We start from the raw sequence: 16,980 nt of genomic DNA, 5'->3' as shown, positions 1-16,980 counted from the left end.
CAATTCAAGCCATATTCAACCTGTCGCCGCGGGTTTGCGGGTCTTACGACCTTCAACCAGCCATGCCGCCAAGGCAAGACCTGCCGCAAGCAAAAGCCAGACCCAGCCGGGCAGCAGCGCGGCTATGCGGATATCCTGGGTAAGATAGGCACCGCGCGGCGTGATCCCGATCCAGCCACGCCCCGCCGCGACGCGGCCTTCGGCCACGGTACGGATATCCGGATTACCTTGTTCCAGCCGCAAGATGCCGCCGCGCATAGGGCTGACGATGGGTGCCAGCTTGTCACCGCTGGCGATGGTTTCCTCAAACTCTTTCGGCGCCGAGGGCCCCAGCGCCATAACAGCCGAAAACGCGCCTTGGGCCAGCTTGTACAGCCCCATTTCCGGCGCGTCATATTGCGCAGAATAGCGGCCCGGTGCGATTTCGGGCAGGATAAGTTCGGATTGCGTGCCATCGGGGCCGGTGATGGTGACCGGGCCGGGGGCGTCGCCAATGGTGCGGCGCGTCACCGTCAGCTTTTGGCCGATGGCCGAGGCAACGAGGGCCTCTTCCTCCAGTTCCGGCTCTTTCATCATCCAATGCGCAAGGCGGCGCAGCAATTCAAGCTGCGGCCCCCCGCCCTCAAAGCCCCGCCCCCAAAGCCACATATGGTCAGACGCCAGCACCGCGATGCGGCCTTGCTCGACCCGGTCAAGCACCAGCAAGGGCTGGCCATCAATTCCCGACATCACCGCCTGACCGGATTTCTGTACCAGCCCGATTTGGCGAAACCACCGGCCCCAACCGCCAGCCGGGGCCAGTTTTTCCAGCCCTTCGGTGACCGGGTGGCGCTTGCCAAGTTCGGTTAGCGCGGGTTTGAACCCCTGTTCATAGACCCGGCTGGTGGCATCCACCGGCATGATTTCCCCAAGCGACGAACGCCAGAGGCTATCTGCCGACCCAAACTCTGGCCCCGCCGCAACCAGCACCGTGCCACCGCGTTTTACATAGTCGCGCACATTGTGCAGATAGGCGTTGGGCAGAATGCCGCGCAGGCGGTAGCGGTCAAAAATGATCAGGTCAAACTCGTCTATCTTTTCCACAAACAGTTCGCGCGTGGGAAAGGCGATCAGCGAAAGTTCCGAAACCGGGATGCCGTCTTGCTTTTCAGGCGGGCGCAGGATGGTGAAATGTACAAGATCGACCGAAGGGTCGGATTTCAGCAGGTTGCGCCAGACACGTTCGCCCGCATGGGGTTCACCCGACACCAGCAGCACGCGCAGCCGATCCCGCACACCGTTGATTTGCACCACGGCGGCATTATTGCGCTCTGTCAACTCGCCCGGTGTCACCGCGACCTGAAATTGCAGCACATTCATGCCGCCATGTGGAATCGTCACCGGCAGTTCCAGGTCTTCGCCCACAGCGACGCGATAGCTTTGCGGCTCATCGCCATCAATCGCGATAGAAATCATGGCAAAGCCTGCGATGTCGGCAGGCACGGCCCCCTGATCCTCAATGCGCAGGGTCAGGGTTACCGGCTCGCCCAAAATCGCAAAGGCAGGCGCATTCGTGATAATCAAGCGGCGGTCCCAATCACTGGCCTCGCCGGTCAGCAAAACATGCAGCGGCGCGGGAAGTTTGGGGGCAAGTGGCAAATCATGCGCCTGACCGTCCGTTATCAAGATCGCGCCTGCAATACGGGCGCGCGGTTCTTCGGCCAGCGCCGCAGACAGGGCGGTCATTAGCTGGGTGCCGCCGTCACTACGGGTCGTCCCCTCACCGTCACCAACGCGAACGAGGCGCAGTTCGGTGTTGGGCAGGGCCGCAATCTCGGCCTGCACGCGGGCAAGGGCTGTGGCCGATTGCGCGGGGCGGGTGCCGATGCGCTGACTGGCGCTGTCATCGACCACGACAATCACAATGTCGGACAGCGGTTCACGGTCTTCGCGCTGAATGGATGGGTTGGCGATTGCGGCCAGCAGGGCCAAGGCCCCAAGCCCGCGCAAGGCCCAGCCTGACAACCCGCGCCACAGGCTGTAGCCAACGATCACCAAAGCCGCCGCAGCCAGCCCATAAAGTGCCAGCATCGGGATGAGGGGGGCAACTATCAGTGCGTCGGTCATTGCCCCAACCTTTCCAGCAAGGCAGGTACATGAACCTGGTCGGATTTATAATTCCCGGTCAGCACATGCATGATCAGGTTGATGCCAAAGCGCGTTGCAATCTCGCGCTGGCGTTCGCCGGTATAGCCACGCCCGACGGGAAACATTTCGGCGCCGTTTTCTGTCAGCGCCCATGCCGCGGCCCAATCATTGCCGCCAATCACCACCGGGGTCACACCATCGTTAAGGTTGCGAAACGGCATGCCCTCGGCCAGTTCGGCATCGGGGGGCGCGGCCTCGACCCACAGATCGCGGTGGGTGTAGCGGCCCGGAAAATCCTGGAGCAGGTAAAAGCTGCGGGTCAGCACATGATCTTCGGGCAGGATTTCCAACGGGGGAATATCAAGCGGGGCGGCCAGAAGTTGCAACTTGCGGGCCTGCGGGGTCTGGCTGCCGCCCGACACATCGCCATCACGGGTATCGAATAAAATCATTCCACCCGTGCGCAGATAGCGGTTCAGCCTGGCATAGGCTGCTGCCGAGGGGCTGGGCTGATCCATCGTGACAGGCCAGTAAAGGAACGGGAAAAACAGCAATTCATCGGTTTCAAGATTTACCGGCAGCGGCGCTTCGGGTTCGATGGTGGTACGCTCAAACAGGCGCTGGCCAAGGCCACGCAGCCCGGCTTTCGAAATGCTGTCAACCTTGGCATCCCCGGTCAGGATATAGCCAAGACGGACAGCAGCGGTCGCCTCGATGGCGCGCCGGTCATCCGTGCGCAGATCTGTTGCGGGCAGGTCTGTTGCGGGCAGATTTGGGGCAGCGGCCTCTTGTGCATGCGTCTGCACAGGGGCAAGCAGCAAAATGGCAAGCGCAAGCACCGCCGCATTGCGCAGGCTACCAAGCAGACGCCCCGACAGCGCCAATGCTGCCAGAACATCGACCAGCAACAGCGACAGGGCAAGCGCAAGCAAGCTGCCCTTCAGCGCCTGTTCGGTTTGCACGTCCAACCCTTCGCGGGCAACCGAGGCGGGCCAGAGGGGGGCCACCAACCGCGTTTGCGCATTGATCACATTCAGCGCGACCCGACGATCATCGCCCGCATAGAGCCCCGGCGGCAGGGTTGCAGAGGGGCCGGTCGTGGACAAGGCGTCTGCAAGGGCCGCACCATCTACGCCCGCAATCTCGCCCGCGTCGCCCAGGCTGCCGAACGCATCCACGGCCACCTGCGGCACCCATATCTTGCCTTGCAGTTCGGCGGCATCAGGGGCGGCAGGGCGGGTGGTAACCGCCAGCCGTTCAAGCATCTGCATGAACAGACCCGACAGCGGCAGGCTTGACCATTCCGCATTGGCGGTGACGTGAAACAGCACAACCTGCCCCTGCCCGACCGCTTTGCGCGTCACCAAAGGGGTGCCATCGGCAAGTGCTGCAATGGTGCGCCGGGCAAGATCGGGGTCGGGTTGGGCAAGCACCTGGGCCAGGACGGTGACATCATCAGGGATCACCAGCCCATGAAAAGGCGAACCTTCGTCAAAGGGGGCCAGCGCTTTCGGCTCTCCCCAGCTCATTGCGCCACCGACATTGCGGCCACCGATGCGCAAACGCACCGGCATCAGCACATCTTCAGAGGCGCGGCTGACATCAGAGGCGGCAAGCCGGGGGCCCGCGAAACGCAGCAGCAAGCCGCCTTTGTCAAGCCAATCCCAAATCGCCTCGCCCTCATCCGGGGACAGGGTGGCAACATCGGCCAGAACAATCACATCGGGATTGGCAAGAACGACATCAGCAAGGCTGCCGTCAATCAGCTCGGCCACAGGTTCCAGTGCCTGACGCAGGTAATGGGTGGGCGACAGCAATTGCAGCCCCTCGGCCCCGCTGCTGCTGGAAATCAGCGCAACCTTGCGGCGTTTCAGGCTGTCATCGGTCAGGCTGACGGCGGCGGCAGAGCGAATACCTGCCAGTTCAAACCGGCTGACACGGTTGCGCAATTCGGGCGGCAGCGACAGGGCGGTTTCGGCATCGGCGGCACCAACCGCAAAGCCCAGCGGCACGCGGGCCAGTTCGCGCTCGATGCCTGACGGGTCAAGGCCACGGGCCGACACCTCGACCTCGGCTTGGTCAGTGGCGGGCAAGCGGGTAGCGGAAAGTTTGATAACCCCATCCCGGAACTGGGCGGGGCGCAGCGCGATCACCGGGCGCGGGCTTTCAAATGCCGTCACTGTGCCATGCGATTGCAGGGCGTCAAGCAAGGCTGCGCGCCCCGGATGCCCGACGCCATCCGAAAGCCAAAAGCTGGAGAAACCGCCCTTTGGCAAGGATTTGGCCCAGCCGGTGAAATCGGGCGCCCACGCATTCGGCGTCAGCCCCGGCAGCAAGGGGGCCATGGCGTTGGCGGCCTGAAAGGTCACCTCGGAAGGGGCATCGGTCAGGCGGATCAGCGCAACGGGGCGGCCTGCGCGGCCCGCCTCATCCATCAGCGCGGCGGCCCGGTCAAGCCTGCGCGGCCAATCGCGGGCATCGGCCCAAGAGGCATCCATCAGCACCAGCAAAGGGCCGGTCGCAGCCTGATCGCGCTGAGCGGGGTTCAGCACCGGGCCGGCAAAGCCGATGATAGCGGCCGCAATGGCGGCCATACGCAACAGCAGCAGCCACCATGGGGTTTTGTCGGTTTCCGCCTCCTCATCCTTCAATCCCAGCAGCAACACCACACCCGGAAAGCGGCGGCGAAGCGGGGCGGGCGGCACGGCGCGCAGCAAAAGCCACAGCACCGGCAAGGCCAGCAGCCCCAACAGCAGCAGCGGCGCGGTAAAGCCCACAGGGCCAAGCATGAACATCAGCGCCCCCGTTCCATAGCGGTGAACAACCACAACAACGCCGATTGCGCCGATTGGCCGGTATGGTGGCTCAGGTAGTGCCAACCCGACGCGCGGGCAAGCGATTCAATCCGGGTTTTGCGTTCAGCCAGACGGTCAAGGTAGCGACGGCGCAAATCGCCCGCGCGCAGCGTCTCAAAGCGCAAGGATCCGCCCATGGATTCAAAAATCGTGCGGCCATCAAAGGGAAATTCCTCCTCGGCCGGGTCCAGCACCTGCACCAATGCCCCGCGCACACCGCGATCCGAAGCCATGGTCAGCGCGGTTTCCACTTCCTCTGGGTCGCCCAGAAAATCAGAGATGAAAACGGCGCGGCTGTGGCTGGTCAGGTTTGAAACCTCGGGGGCGCCGTAATCGGCATCGGCGCCACCAGTGGCCATGCCATGCGCCAGGCGCAGCAGTTGCGCGCGGCCTGCCTGTGGGCGGCCAGCCTGCCCCGTCAGGCCAACCCGTTCGCCCCCCCGCAGCAGCAACACCGACAGCGCGAGCGCCAAAAGCTGGGCACGGTCGGATTTGGGGGCGCGGCTGGCATCACCGGAAAACTGCATCGAGCGCGCCGGATCAACCCAAAGCGAAACGGTTTGTGCCGCCTGCCATTCGCGTTCGCGCACGAAATGCTGATCGGACCGGGCCGAGCGCCGCCAATCAACCAATGTTGCGCTGTCACCCACCGAAGCCGGGCGATATTGCCAAAACTCATCCCCCGTGCCAGCGCGGCGGCGACCATGTTCGCCCCAGATCACGGTCGAGGCCAGATGCTCGGCATGCACCAAAAGCGACGGCAGAGAGTCGCCAAGGCTTTCCGCCCGTGCGCGCAGGCCCGTAGCTTCATGCTGACCTAGGGCGTGAGGCGCGGATTTGGTCACGCTGCGGCCTCTAGCCCCAGGGTGCGGGTGACGGCGGCATCAATCAGGCCGGCAAGGCTTTCGCCGCGGGCGCGGGCCGCAAAAGACAGCGCCATGCGGTGAATCAGGACCGGGCGCGCCAAGGCAGCCACATCCGCAACCGAAGGTGCAAGCCGCCCGTCCAGCAGCGCCTGCGCGCGCACTGTCAGCATCAGCGCCTGGGCCGCACGCGGCCCCGGCCCCCAGGAAAGCTGACCCCGCAGCGCAGCGCCTTCTGGCTCATCCGGGCGGCAGGCCCGGACCAGATCAAGGATCGCTTCCACCACCTGCTCACCCACCGGCATCCGGCGCAACACCGCTTGCGCGGCCAGCAATTCGCCAGCGGTAAAGACGCCATGTACCTGCGCCTCACTCGCCCCCGTAGTCGCCAGCAAGATATCACGTTCGGTGGCGCGGTCGGGGTAATGCACATCGACCTGCACCAAAAAGCGGTCAAGCTGCGCCTCGGGAAGCGGATAGGTGCCTTCTTGTTCAATCGGGTTCTGGGTGGCGAGAACGTGGAAGGGCGCACCCAGCGGGCGGTGTTTGCCTGCAATCGTCACCTCGCGTTCCTGCATCGCTTGCAACAGCGCCGATTGGGTACGCGGCGAGGCGCGGTTGATCTCATCCGCCATCAGCAATTGGCAAAAGATCGGGCCTTCGATGAACCGAAACGCGCGCGTGCCCTCGGCCCCGTCCAGCACTTCAGAGCCGAGGATATCGGCAGGCATCAGATCGGGGGTGAATTGAATGCGGTTGCCGTTCAGGCCCATGACAGTGGAAAGTGTATCTACCAGACGGGTCTTGCCAAGTCCGGGAAGCCCAACCAGCAACGCGTGACCGCCGCAAAGCAGCGAAGCAAGCACAAGGTCAACCACCCTGTCCTGACCAATAAATCTTTGGTTGATAGAGGCTTTCGCCGCTTTCAGCTTTTCGCCCAACGCTTCGATATCTGTGACCAGTTTGGCGGCGTCTTGGGGTTCAACGGCAGTATAGGGCATGACATTCCTCGGGCACGGGTTATATTGGCCTATTAGAGCGATTTATATCGCCGGGTACAAATGGCAAAAGCGGGAACTGGTCAATTGAGCGTGAAACCAACGGCAGAAGGCGTGATGGCATCGGCACAAGCGGCGGGCAAAGGTGCGGGGCCCGCCCCGGTGCATCTGTGGAACCCGCCGTTTTGCGGTGATCTGGATATGCGGATCGCGCGGGATGGGACGTGGTTTTACCTTGGCACACCGATTGGGCGGCCCGCGCTGGTAAAGCTGTTTTCCAATATCCTGAAGCTTGAGGGCGGCAAGTACTTTCTTGTCACCCCGGTCGAAAAGGTGGGCATTACCGTTGATGACGCCCCTTTTGTGGCGGTAGATTTTTCGGTAACCGGCACAGGCGACGCACAGGTCTTGCAGTTTGAAACCCAGGTGGGTGACAAGGTCAGCGCGGGGGCCGATCATCCGATCCGGGTGCTGCGTGACCCCGCAAGCGGCGAGCCGTCGCCCTATGTCATGGTGCGGGCGGGGCTGGAGGCCCTGATCGACCGCAAATCATTTTACCGGCTGGTCGAATTGGGCGACCGCCAACCGCATGGTGGCACCGAGTGGTTTGGCCTGTGGTCTGGTGGCATGTTTTTTCCGGTAATCCCCTCGGCAGAGTTAGGCTGAACGGTAGCGGGGGGCGCTCGCGCCCCCCCTGGCCTTGCGGCCATTCCCCCCCCCGAGGATATTTGTACCGAAAAGAAAGCGAAAGAGGGGCGGGTGGCCGCGGTGCAACCTGCGGCTGACGCGCCAGATTCACCGATGCAGCCCTTGCCCCGAGGCAGCGTTTGCGCAACATGGCACGTTCGGGTATTGGCTGAATGCAATCAGGTGCAACCCGCCCCAGTAAAAGGAAAAAACTGATGATTCCCGCCCGTTTTGCGCCGATCCTGTTCGGCTTTATCCTGTCGGGCCTGATGTCGGCCATGGTCTCGGGCATTGCCACATGGCAAGCGCTTGGGATGGGGGCAGGTTTTCCTTCTCATTGGCTTGGCGCATGGCTGACAAGCTGGGCGCTGGCCTTTCCGGCGGTGCTGATCGTGGCGCCAATCACCCGCCGTATCGTGGCCCGGATGGTCCGGGCGTAACCGCCGCGCTTTTCAAAGCGCGGCCCCGCCCAACCTTGAGGCGCTGTTTGCCTTGGGCAAACAGCAACGAATGGCGGGAGCGCTCCCCCCCTTTTCCCTCTGCGCGCCTACAAGAGCGTTTCTGCAAAAAAACCTGTCACCTTCGCCCCGCCACGCTTTGCTTTTCGGGGGCATTGGCGGCATTGCTGAATCCGGTGGTTTCAGATGGATTTTAATAGGCTGTAACCCTTGCGGCATCCGCCCGGATCGCTATCATACGCCCCAACTTGCATTTTGCAGAAAGCTATGCGCCATGACCGTACCGGCCCCGGAAGTTCTTATCGTCTCAAAATGGAAAATCGCCTGCGATGGCGATGGCCCGGCTTTGGGGCACCCCCGCGTCTGGCTGACGATTCCCGAAGACAAGGGCTTTGTGGAATGTGGCTATTGCGACCGCCGCTATATCCATGAAAGCGCGGCAGAGCCCGCGAAATAAGCCACCGCACTGCCGGCAAAGCGGGACAGCGTGGCTCCTCGTCCTGAGCGTGACTCGGCTTTGATCTTGCACGGGTTTGGCTGTTGGTTTCCGGGCGAGGCTTAGGTGGCGGTCGGCGCCGGCTATCGTGCCCAGCGGATGGCAGACCCGTTCTATCCGGCTGTCGCTGGCCCAATCTGGCCCTTTCGGGGGCTGAACCACCGCTAGACCCCCGCGCCCGTCCATGCGAAGAACGGGTGTCAAACAACGGGCGAAACGCGCAGGGAGAGACCGTCATGAGCAAAACCTTCGGCAAGGGGCACCACCTGCATCTGATTGACGGATCGGCCTATATCTTTCGCGCTTATCACGCCCTGCCGCCGCTGACCCGCAAATCCGATGGCTTGCCGGTGGGGGCGGTTGCCGGGTTTTGCAACATCCTGTTTCGCTATCTTAACGACAACAAGAACGGCGACGCGCCGACGCATGTTGCCGTGATCTTTGACCATTCGTCGAAAACCTTTCGCAATGATATTTACCCCGATTACAAAGCCAACCGCCCCGAATTGCCCGAAGACCTGCGCCCGCAATTCCCGCTGACCCGCGATGCCACCCGCGCCTTCAACATCGCCTGTATCGAGACCGAAGGGTTTGAGGCCGATGACATCATCGCCACCCTGTCTTGCCGCGCCCGCGACGCAGGCGGGCAGGTGACGATCATTTCCTCGGACAAGGACCTGATGCAACTGGTCGGCGATGGCGTCAGCATGCTTGACCCGATGAAAAACAAGCTGATCGGGCCGGATGAGGTGTTTGAAAAATTCGGCGTCGCCCCGAACCGCGTGGTTGATGTGCAGTCGCTGGCTGGCGATTCGGTTGATAACGTGCCGGGGGCGCCGGGGATCGGGATCAAGACCGCGGCTCTGCTTATTCAGGAATATGGCGATCTGGAAACCTTGTTGGACCGCGCAGCCGAGATCAAACAACCCAAGCGCCGCGAAAGCCTGATCGAAAATGCCGATCTGATCCGCATTTCCAAACGCCTTGTGCAGCTTGATTGCGAAACGCCGCTTGATGTGACGCTGGAAAGCATGGAAGTGCAGCAGCCAGAGGCAGAGTCGCTGATGGCATTCCTGAACCAGATGGAGTTTCGCACCCTGACGAAACGCGTGGCCGACAGCCTGAAGGTGGTGGCCCCCGTGGTGCCTGAGGCTGCCTCGGGGGGGGCGAACGGCGATGCCACGGCCCTGCCCTTTGACCATGCCAAATACGAAAACCTGTCCAGCACGGCGGCGCTGCAAACCTGGATCGAGCGGATTTATGCGCGCGGCTATGTCGCCATAGACACCGAAACCACCAGCCTTGACGAGATGCGCGCCGAACTGGTCGGCATCTCGCTTTGTGTGGAGCCGGGCCACGCCTGTTATATCCCGCTGGGCCACAAGCAAGGCGGCGGCGATCTGTTCGGGTCATCGGCCCTGGCCGAGGGCCAGATGCCGCTGGATACGGCGCTGGACCTGCTGCGCCCGGTGCTGGAGGATGCCAGCATCCTGAAAATCGGCCAGAACATGAAATATGACGCGAAAATCCTTGCACGGCAGGGGGTTTGCGTTGCCCCGATTGACGATACGATGCTGATGTCTTCGGCGCTGAGTGCGGGCCTGCACACTCACGGCATGGATACGCTTTGCGATACCTATCTGGGGCACACGCCGATTCCGATCAAATCCCTGCTGGGGGCGGGCAAATCACAAATCACCTTTGATCTGGTTCCCGTCGATGAGGCGGTGAAATACGCGTCCGAGGATGCCGATATCACCCTGCGCCTGTGGCAGATATTCAAACCACAACTGCACCGCAAATCGGTGACGACCGTGTATGAAACGCTGGAACGCCCCCTGGTTCCGGTGCTGGCACAGATGGAAATGGCAGGGATTCAGGTGGATCGCGATACGCTGTCACGCATGTCCAACGCCTTTGCGCAGAAAATGGCCGGGCTGGAGGATGAGATAAAGACCATGGCGGGGCGGCCCTTCAATGTCGGCTCTCCCAAGCAACTTGGCGAAATTCTGTTTGATGAAATGGGCTTGCCGGGGGGGACCAAGGGTAAAACCGGGGCCTATGCCACCGGCGCCGATATTCTGGAAGATCTGGCGACCGAGCATGAACTGCCCGGCAAGGTGCTGGATTGGCGGCAATTGGCCAAGCTGAAATCCACCTATACCGACGCGCTGCAAGACCACATCAACCCGGAAACCGGGCGTGTGCATACCAGTTATTCGCTGGTTGGCGCGGTTACCGGGCGGCTGTCATCAACCGACCCGAACCTGCAAAACATTCCCGTGCGCACAGATGAGGGTCGCCGCATCCGTGAGGCGTTTGTCGCCCCCGAAGGCCGGGTGATTGTCAGCCTTGACTACAGCCAGATCGAACTGCGCATCCTTGCCCATGTCGCGAATATTCCGGCGCTGAAACAGGCGTTCAAGGATGGCATCGACATTCACGCCATGACCGCGTCCGAAATGTTCGGCGTGCCGGTGGAGGGGATGGACCCAGGTGTTCGCCGCCAGGCCAAGGCGATCAACTTTGGCGTGATCTACGGCATTTCAGGCTTTGGCCTTGCCCGCAATCTGCGCATTCCACGGGCCGAGGCGCAGGGCTTCATCGACCGCTATTTTGAACGTTTTCCCGGTATCCGCGAATATATGGACACAACGATTCAGTTCGCCAAGGATAACGGCTATGTGCAAACCCTGTTTGGCCGCCGCATCCATACGCCGGAAATCAACGCCAAAGGCCCCGCCGCAGGGTTCGCCAAACGTGCGGCGATCAACGCACCGATCCAAGGGACCGCGGCCGATATCATCCGCCGCGCAATGATTCGCATGCCAGATGCCACCCGTGATCTGGATGCGAAAATGCTGCTGCAAGTGCATGACGAATTGCTGTTTGAGGTGGCGACAGAGGCCGTGGCCCCCCTGATAAAGGTCGCGCGCGACATCATGGAAGGCGCCGCCCTGCCCGCCGTGCACCTGTCAGTACCGATCACGGTGGAGGCAGGCACAGGCGCAAATTGGGCCGAGGCGCATTGACCCAAGAACGCTTCAGTCCTTGGCGATCATGCGCCCCATGGGCCGGCCCCCGACTATGTGCAAATGATAATGCGGCACCTCTTGCAAGCCATGCTGGCCCGCGTTGGTGATGGCGCGAAAACCGTCACCCGCCTCTAGCGACACGCCCATTTGCGCACAGACTTTTGCCGCCGCGCGGTGAAAATCCACAAGCTCGGCATCCGAGGCCGCGCTGCAAAAATGATCAAAGCTGACATAAGCCCCTTTGGGGATCACCAGTACATGTACCGGGGCCGAGGGGTTGATGTCATGAAAGGCCAGCGTATGCGCTGTCTCCAACACGGTTTTATTGGGAATTTCGCCGCGCAGGATACGGGCGAAGATATTTGTGTCGTCGTAGCTATAGGCCATGGCTCAATCCGCAAAAAGATGGGGCGTTTCCGCGATTTCTCGCGCTTTCTCCGTACTGATATCAAGGAATGCCGCCAATGCCACGGCATTTTTTGCCTGCTGGCGCCGCCTCGCGCAGGCGCAGCAGGCTGCCGAAATCCGCATCCCTGATCTTGTCGCTTTCAAACTTCACGTCATAGCGTATGGTGGGCAGCAAACGGTCAATGACCTCTTGCGGCGTGTGGTCGCCAGCAAGCCCCACGCGCCGGGCATGGCCAATCAGGTACTCATCGCTGAACTCGCATTCCACCTCCAGCAGGCGAACGGTCGACTTGTCTGCGGCGAAATCCTGCATCAGATCAACATTCGCCGGGTCAATACACACCACCAAAGTATCGGTTTCCCAATAGTCAAACAGCATCCGCACCAAAGCACGACGATGCCGGGTGCGTTTTTCAAGCGTTGATTGAATTCCGCCAAGATCGGGCATCGGGGTAGAAGCCTCGTTGAAGACATACTCCACCGCAGGCAGGCCCGCGACATTTCGGATACGGTCAACCAATCGCTTGGCAACATGCCATTTCTTGCAAATCACCATCAGCAAGGTCCGTTCCCGCCCAAGGCTGCTTTCCGTTTCCCAAAAGCGGGGGGCGAAACGGCGGCCAATGCGGCCACGCCCGGACAGAAACTGAAACAGGCTGCGGCCTTCGTTGGAGATCGGGAATTGAACGCCGGTCGCCACATACAATTGGCCAAGCCGCTCTTTCAGCTCGGTTGCATCGGGTGATACCTTGCGGGCAAAAAGAAAGTCCTGGCTGTACAACAGGTCGTAATGGTCATTGTAAAACGTGGCGGGCATACCGTAATCGGTGAACATCAAAAAGGTCAGAGTGCGGGTTCTGATCTCATATTCTGGCACCAGATGGCGCACCAGCGTTTGAAAAAAGGTTTCATCCGGGATCCAGGTCGTGCTGAAAAACCGTATGACATCGCGCCGCGTGTCACAAAACTCCAGCAACGTCTCTATCGTGCGGCGACGCAGGCACCACCATTGGCTACCGATCTGGATCAGCAGATCTGCTGGAACCTTACGCGCCAGGCCCATCCGCTTTTGTGCCGCCATTGATGCATAGAACAGGCTCTTGTGGCTGCGTTCATTGAACCAGTGACGGTAGATCAGACGTTCATCCTTGATTCCAACCTTGATCCAATCCGATTTGAAAAAATCATAACTTTCAATGTAATCAACGTCATCACGATCAAGCAACGCATGAACATATTCCGCCGATTTGATCGGCATGCAATCGCCGGAAAGCAAGTAAAAATGGGTTGCGCGCGGAAAGGCACCGACAGCCGCGCGCACGGCCAAAAGGGTTGCCGCGACAAGGCTCCATTCGCCCCAACCGCATTTCAGGCGCTTTTGTGCAAACGTAACTGCGGGGTTGGCAGAAAGCGCCGTGAAAATCTTGTTGAAATCGCCTGAGCGTGCACGCCCGTCAAAGTGGATGGACACATAATCCCCGCCTTCGGTCAGCCGCTCTGCCTGTGCAATGATCCCTTCAGGGTCTTTGTGGCACAAAAGAATATAGGCAATTTTTGCCATTCACCAAACCTCATGCCCTGTTTTGGGTCATTTCTTCCCTAAATAGCGTTATCGGCCATTGAAAAGACAGAGTTTCTTTGCATTTTTGAAATGAAATCTTTCAAGATGCGGTGTAGACGGGTCTAAAGGCTATGGAGGCAGGGTTTTATGGGTTTTCCGGGTACATGGATGACAGAAAGCGAAAGCGTCATCTATCGGGTTGTTCCGAAATGTGCATGTTCGACCATCGGTCAGATCATGTTCTACTCGGATCACGGGCGATTCTTTGACGGCGACATCCACGATTCGACAACGGGCCTGCACAAATGGGCGCAAGAGGACAGCCAGGCGCTGATAGAACAATCAGCCAAGGCGCAGACCACATATGCGTTCACCTGTGTGCGCAACCCGTATACCCGGGTGCTTTCTTCCTTCTTTGACAAGATTTGTGGCATTCAGCGCAATGGCAAGCGCTACCGGGGCAATCTTGTGCCGCTGTTGATCCAGAAATACGGCATTGAGGTGGGCGGCGAGGATGGCAAGCAAGAGTTTGACCAGATCAAAAGCTTCCGGCGTTTCTTGCTGTTTACCCGCGACACCATTCGCTGGCGCAAACCGATGGACCCGGACATTCACTGGTCGGCGATGTCGGGGCATGTTTCAACCTATATCGCCAATGGCGGGCGCTATGACAAAATCTTTTTCACCGAGACGTTCAACGACGGGATGAAAGATGTCTTGACCCACATCAAGACCCCGCACACCGTCGATCTGAACACAATTCCCAAATTCAACGAGAGCGAGGGCCACGGCCCCAAACGCGCCCACCCGGTTGAGGATTATTTCGACGATCTGTCGCGGCATCTGATCTGGGAAATCTACAAGCGCGACTTTCAGCTTTTCAAATATGATTTTGACAACCCCGGCAACAAAATGCCGATCGGTGAAATTGATCTGGATGAGGTGCATGCAAAACTTGGGGATTAAGGCATCTCCTACCCCGCCAGGATCACGCCTTCAGAAAGTGCCCCAAGGCAGCGTTTGCATGGCATAACGCGTTCAGGATATTGGCTTTGTGAAGGGGGGCACATAACAAGCGCCAAGGTTCAAAAGGAAGGGGGCCTACACTGCCCCGCCCTTCGCCTAAAGGCCCCCCCCGGCAAGGTATTTTTTCAACTTGAAGATGAGGTCAAGCGCTGCAACAAGAGCGGCCCTGCGGTTACCAGACTGCCCTCACCCCCCGGTGCCAAAGGCGCAGGGTGAGGGCCCCAGCGGGGCTTGAACCCTGCGCCCCCCCCCCCCCCCCCCCCCGCGGCTTTAAATTACGCCATGTTTGGCAAAAAGGCCCATCAGCTTTGCTTCTGGCCGCGCACCGATATGGCTGATCACCTCAGACGCGGCGATATTGCCCATACGCGCGGCGGTTTCCAGATCATAGCCGTTGGTGATCGCCCACAAGAATGCACCGGAAAACAAATCCCCTGCCCCGGTCGCATCGACAATCTGTGTGGGCACCGCTGGCACATGCCAATGCTGACCATTGGCCAGCACATGCGCGCCGCTGGCACCATCGGTGCAGGCGACGATTGCCACATCCCTGGCCGCCGCTTGCATCGCGGCCTCATAATCACTCGTCTGATACATCGACAGGATTTCAGCGCGATTTGCAAAAAGAAGATCTGTATCTTCAACAATCATTTTACGGAATGCATCGCGGTGGCGCTCTACACAGAACGCATCCGACAACGTGATCGACACCCGGCCGCCCGCGCCCTTGCAGGCCGCAATCGCATCCGCAAAGGCTTGATGGCTTTCAGGCCCGTCAAAACGATAGCCCTCAAGGTAAATCCATTCCGCTTGCGACATCTGATCCGCGTCAATATCTGCCGGGGTCAAGAATTCGGACCACCCCAGATAGGTGTTCATCGACCGTTCACCATCCGGCGTTACAATCACGATGCAGCGCCCGGTTTCATGATCACTCTCTTTGGGGGCCATTTCGGTTTCATAAACAGCGCCCTGTGCCCGCAGGTCATGGGCAAAGATCGCGCCAAGCTGGTCATCCTTGACCTTGCCAACATAGGCTGTGCGCCCCCCCAGATGCGCAATCCCCGCAATGCTGTTGGCCGCCGACCCGCCCGAAATCTCTTTGGCTGGCCCGATAGCGCCATAAAGTTCAACGGCACGGCGCATATCAATCAACTGCATGATGCTTTTTCCAATGCCGTTTTCGTCCAGAAATACGTCATCCGCATTGGACAGCACGTCAACCATCGCGTTGCCGATACCGACCACCTGAAACTTTTTCATATTGTCTTATCCTCATAGGGGCAAAGATCGCGGATCGGGCAGATACCGCATTTGGGTTTGCGCGCAACGCAGATATAGCGCCCATGCAAGATGAGCCAGTGATGTGCGTGCTGTTGAAATTCGGCGGGGGTGTTATCTTCGATCGCACGCTCGACGACATCCACATCTTTGCCAGGGCAAATCCCGGTGCGATTGCCGATACGAAAGATATGCGTATCAACCGCTTGGGCGGGGATATGAAACCACATATTCAACACAACATTCGCGGTTTTGCGCCCGACGCCCGGCAAGGATTGCAGCGCGGCGCGGCTGGAAGGCACCTGGCCGCCATAGTCCGAAACCAGAATTTCGGCCATTTTCATCACGTTTTTGGCCTTGTTGCGAAACAAGCCGATGGTCTTGATCGCCTCGATCAGCGCATCCAACCCCAGATCAAGCATCTTTTGCGGGGTATCGACCTGCGCAAACAGCGGCCGCGTGGCCTTGTTCACACCCACATCCGTCGCTTGTGCCGAAAGCGCCACCGCGACCAGCAATGTATAGGCATTGGTATGATACAATTCGCCCTTCGGCTCCGGATCAATCGCTTGAAACCGGGTAAAAACCTTGTGTATCGTGCTATAGTCAAGCTGCTTTACCATAGCAAACCTATGCCCAAGTTGTCACCGCGCCGCAAGCCTCGGGCCGGATAATTGCGCAGGAAACGGGTCGCAAAACAACGGTTTTGACGCCATGTTCAGGCAAGAAACGGAGGCAACCGATGCCCGATGATGTAAGGTACAACTATCACTTTCAGGTTATGCGCCGCGCGATCGCGGCCATAGACGCGCAGGATGCGCCCCTGCAACTTGATCAACTGTCAGCCCGAATGGGGATGAGCCCGGCACATTTCCAACGCCTGTTTTCGCAATGGGTGGGGGTGTCACCGAAACGCTATCAGCAATATCTGACGCTTGATCACGCCCGCCGTTTGCTGGCGGATCGGTTCACCGTGCTGCAAACCAGCCTGGCCACCAACCTGTCAGGCACCGGGCGACTGCACGATCTGTTTTTGCGATGGGAGGCGATGAGCCCCGGCGACTATGCCTTGGGCGGCGCCGGCCTGACGATTTACTGGGGCTGGTTTGAAAGCCCCTTTGGCCCCGCCCTGGTAATGGGCACCCGAAAGGGCATTTGTGGCATCGGCTTTGCCGCCGAAACCGG

General features: G+C 60.0%; 13 protein-coding genes and 1 pseudogene. 6 read left to right on the top strand and 8 right to left on the bottom strand.

Annotated features, from left to right (window positions below; genetic code table 11):
* Positions 1–15: 15 nt before the first annotated feature.
* Genes VDP61_RS06080 through VDP61_RS06065 form a run of 4 tightly spaced genes read right to left on the bottom strand, consistent with a single transcriptional unit; the run spans position 16 to position 6,846 of the window.
* Positions 16–2,106, bottom strand: a complete 2,091-nt coding sequence (locus VDP61_RS06080) for a hypothetical protein (protein WP_323006060.1) — start codon at positions 2,104–2,106, stop codon at positions 16–18.
* Positions 2,103–4,922 carry a DUF4159 domain-containing protein gene (locus tag VDP61_RS06075; RefSeq protein WP_323006059.1) on the bottom strand — a complete coding sequence of 940 codons (2,820 nt, stop codon included), beginning with the start codon at positions 4,920–4,922 and terminating at the stop codon, positions 2,103–2,105. The genes VDP61_RS06080 and VDP61_RS06075 overlap by 4 nt, the downstream gene beginning before the upstream one ends.
* Positions 4,922–5,827 carry a DUF58 domain-containing protein gene (locus tag VDP61_RS06070; protein ID WP_323006058.1) on the bottom strand — a complete coding sequence of 302 codons (906 nt, stop codon included), beginning with the start codon at positions 5,825–5,827 and terminating at the stop codon, positions 4,922–4,924. Before VDP61_RS06070 ends, VDP61_RS06075 begins: the two co-directional genes overlap by 1 nt.
* Positions 5,824–6,846 carry a MoxR family ATPase gene (locus VDP61_RS06065; protein ID WP_323006057.1) on the bottom strand — a complete coding sequence of 341 codons (1,023 nt, stop codon included), beginning with the start codon at positions 6,844–6,846 and terminating at the stop codon, positions 5,824–5,826. Before VDP61_RS06065 ends, VDP61_RS06070 begins: the two co-directional genes overlap by 4 nt.
* A gap of 84 nt (positions 6,847–6,930) precedes the next feature.
* On the opposite strand from VDP61_RS06065, the gene VDP61_RS06060 reads away from it, so the two are divergent.
* From VDP61_RS06060 to polA, 4 genes are all read left to right on the top strand, one after another.
* The gene (locus VDP61_RS06060; RefSeq protein WP_323006056.1) at positions 6,931–7,509 is read left to right on the top strand and encodes a DUF1285 domain-containing protein; all 579 of its coding nucleotides are present in this window, start codon (positions 6,931–6,933) and stop codon (positions 7,507–7,509) included.
* Between the two features lie 236 nt (positions 7,510–7,745).
* A complete protein-coding gene (locus VDP61_RS06055; RefSeq protein ID WP_323006055.1) occupies positions 7,746–7,970 on the top strand; it encodes a DUF2798 domain-containing protein in 225 nt (74 codons plus the stop codon).
* A gap of 292 nt (positions 7,971–8,262) precedes the next feature.
* Complete coding sequence (locus VDP61_RS06050; protein WP_323006054.1) at positions 8,263–8,445, top strand: zinc-finger domain-containing protein; 183 nt, start codon at positions 8,263–8,265, stop codon at positions 8,443–8,445.
* Between the two features lie 275 nt (positions 8,446–8,720).
* Positions 8,721–11,516 (top strand): DNA polymerase I, encoded by a 2,796-nt coding sequence (gene polA, locus VDP61_RS06045; RefSeq protein WP_323006053.1) that lies wholly within the window; start codon positions 8,721–8,723, stop codon positions 11,514–11,516.
* Between the two features lie 12 nt (positions 11,517–11,528).
* Here the strand turns inward: polA and VDP61_RS06040 are convergent, their stop codons facing one another.
* Both VDP61_RS06040 and VDP61_RS06035 read right to left on the bottom strand, forming a co-directional pair.
* The gene (locus VDP61_RS06040; RefSeq protein WP_323006052.1) at positions 11,529–11,906 is read right to left on the bottom strand and encodes an HIT domain-containing protein; all 378 of its coding nucleotides are present in this window, start codon (positions 11,904–11,906) and stop codon (positions 11,529–11,531) included.
* A gap of 3 nt (positions 11,907–11,909) precedes the next feature.
* Positions 11,910–13,488: pseudogene (locus VDP61_RS06035) on the bottom strand (DUF5928 domain-containing protein).
* Positions 13,489–13,635: 147 nt separating this feature from the next.
* On the opposite strand from VDP61_RS06035, the gene VDP61_RS06030 reads away from it, so the two are divergent.
* Positions 13,636–14,454: a sulfotransferase family protein gene (locus VDP61_RS06030; RefSeq protein WP_323006051.1), complete on the top strand. Its 819-nt coding sequence runs from the start codon at positions 13,636–13,638 to the stop codon at positions 14,452–14,454.
* A 330-nt stretch (positions 14,455–14,784) separates the two neighbouring features.
* Here VDP61_RS06030 and VDP61_RS06025 read toward each other — a convergent pair whose 3' ends face one another.
* Entirely contained in the window at positions 14,785–15,777 is a 993-nt protein-coding gene (locus tag VDP61_RS06025) for an adenosine kinase (RefSeq protein WP_323006050.1), read from the bottom strand.
* A complete protein-coding gene (gene nth / locus VDP61_RS06020) occupies positions 15,774–16,418 on the bottom strand; it encodes an endonuclease III (protein ID WP_323006049.1) in 645 nt (214 codons plus the stop codon). Before nth ends, VDP61_RS06025 begins: the two co-directional genes overlap by 4 nt.
* Before the next feature lie 119 nt (positions 16,419–16,537).
* Here nth and VDP61_RS06015 point away from each other — a divergent pair.
* Positions 16,538–16,980, top strand: a 443-nt coding sequence (locus tag VDP61_RS06015) for an AraC family transcriptional regulator (RefSeq protein WP_323006048.1), incomplete at its 3' end; no start/stop codon positions are given.

This window comes from Pseudorhodobacter sp. (assembly GCF_034675685.1).
Classification (GTDB): domain Bacteria; phylum Pseudomonadota; class Alphaproteobacteria; order Rhodobacterales; family Rhodobacteraceae; genus Pseudorhodobacter.
The sequence above is the reverse complement of the archived record's forward strand: the minus strand, read 5'-3'. Positions and strand labels throughout refer to the sequence as shown.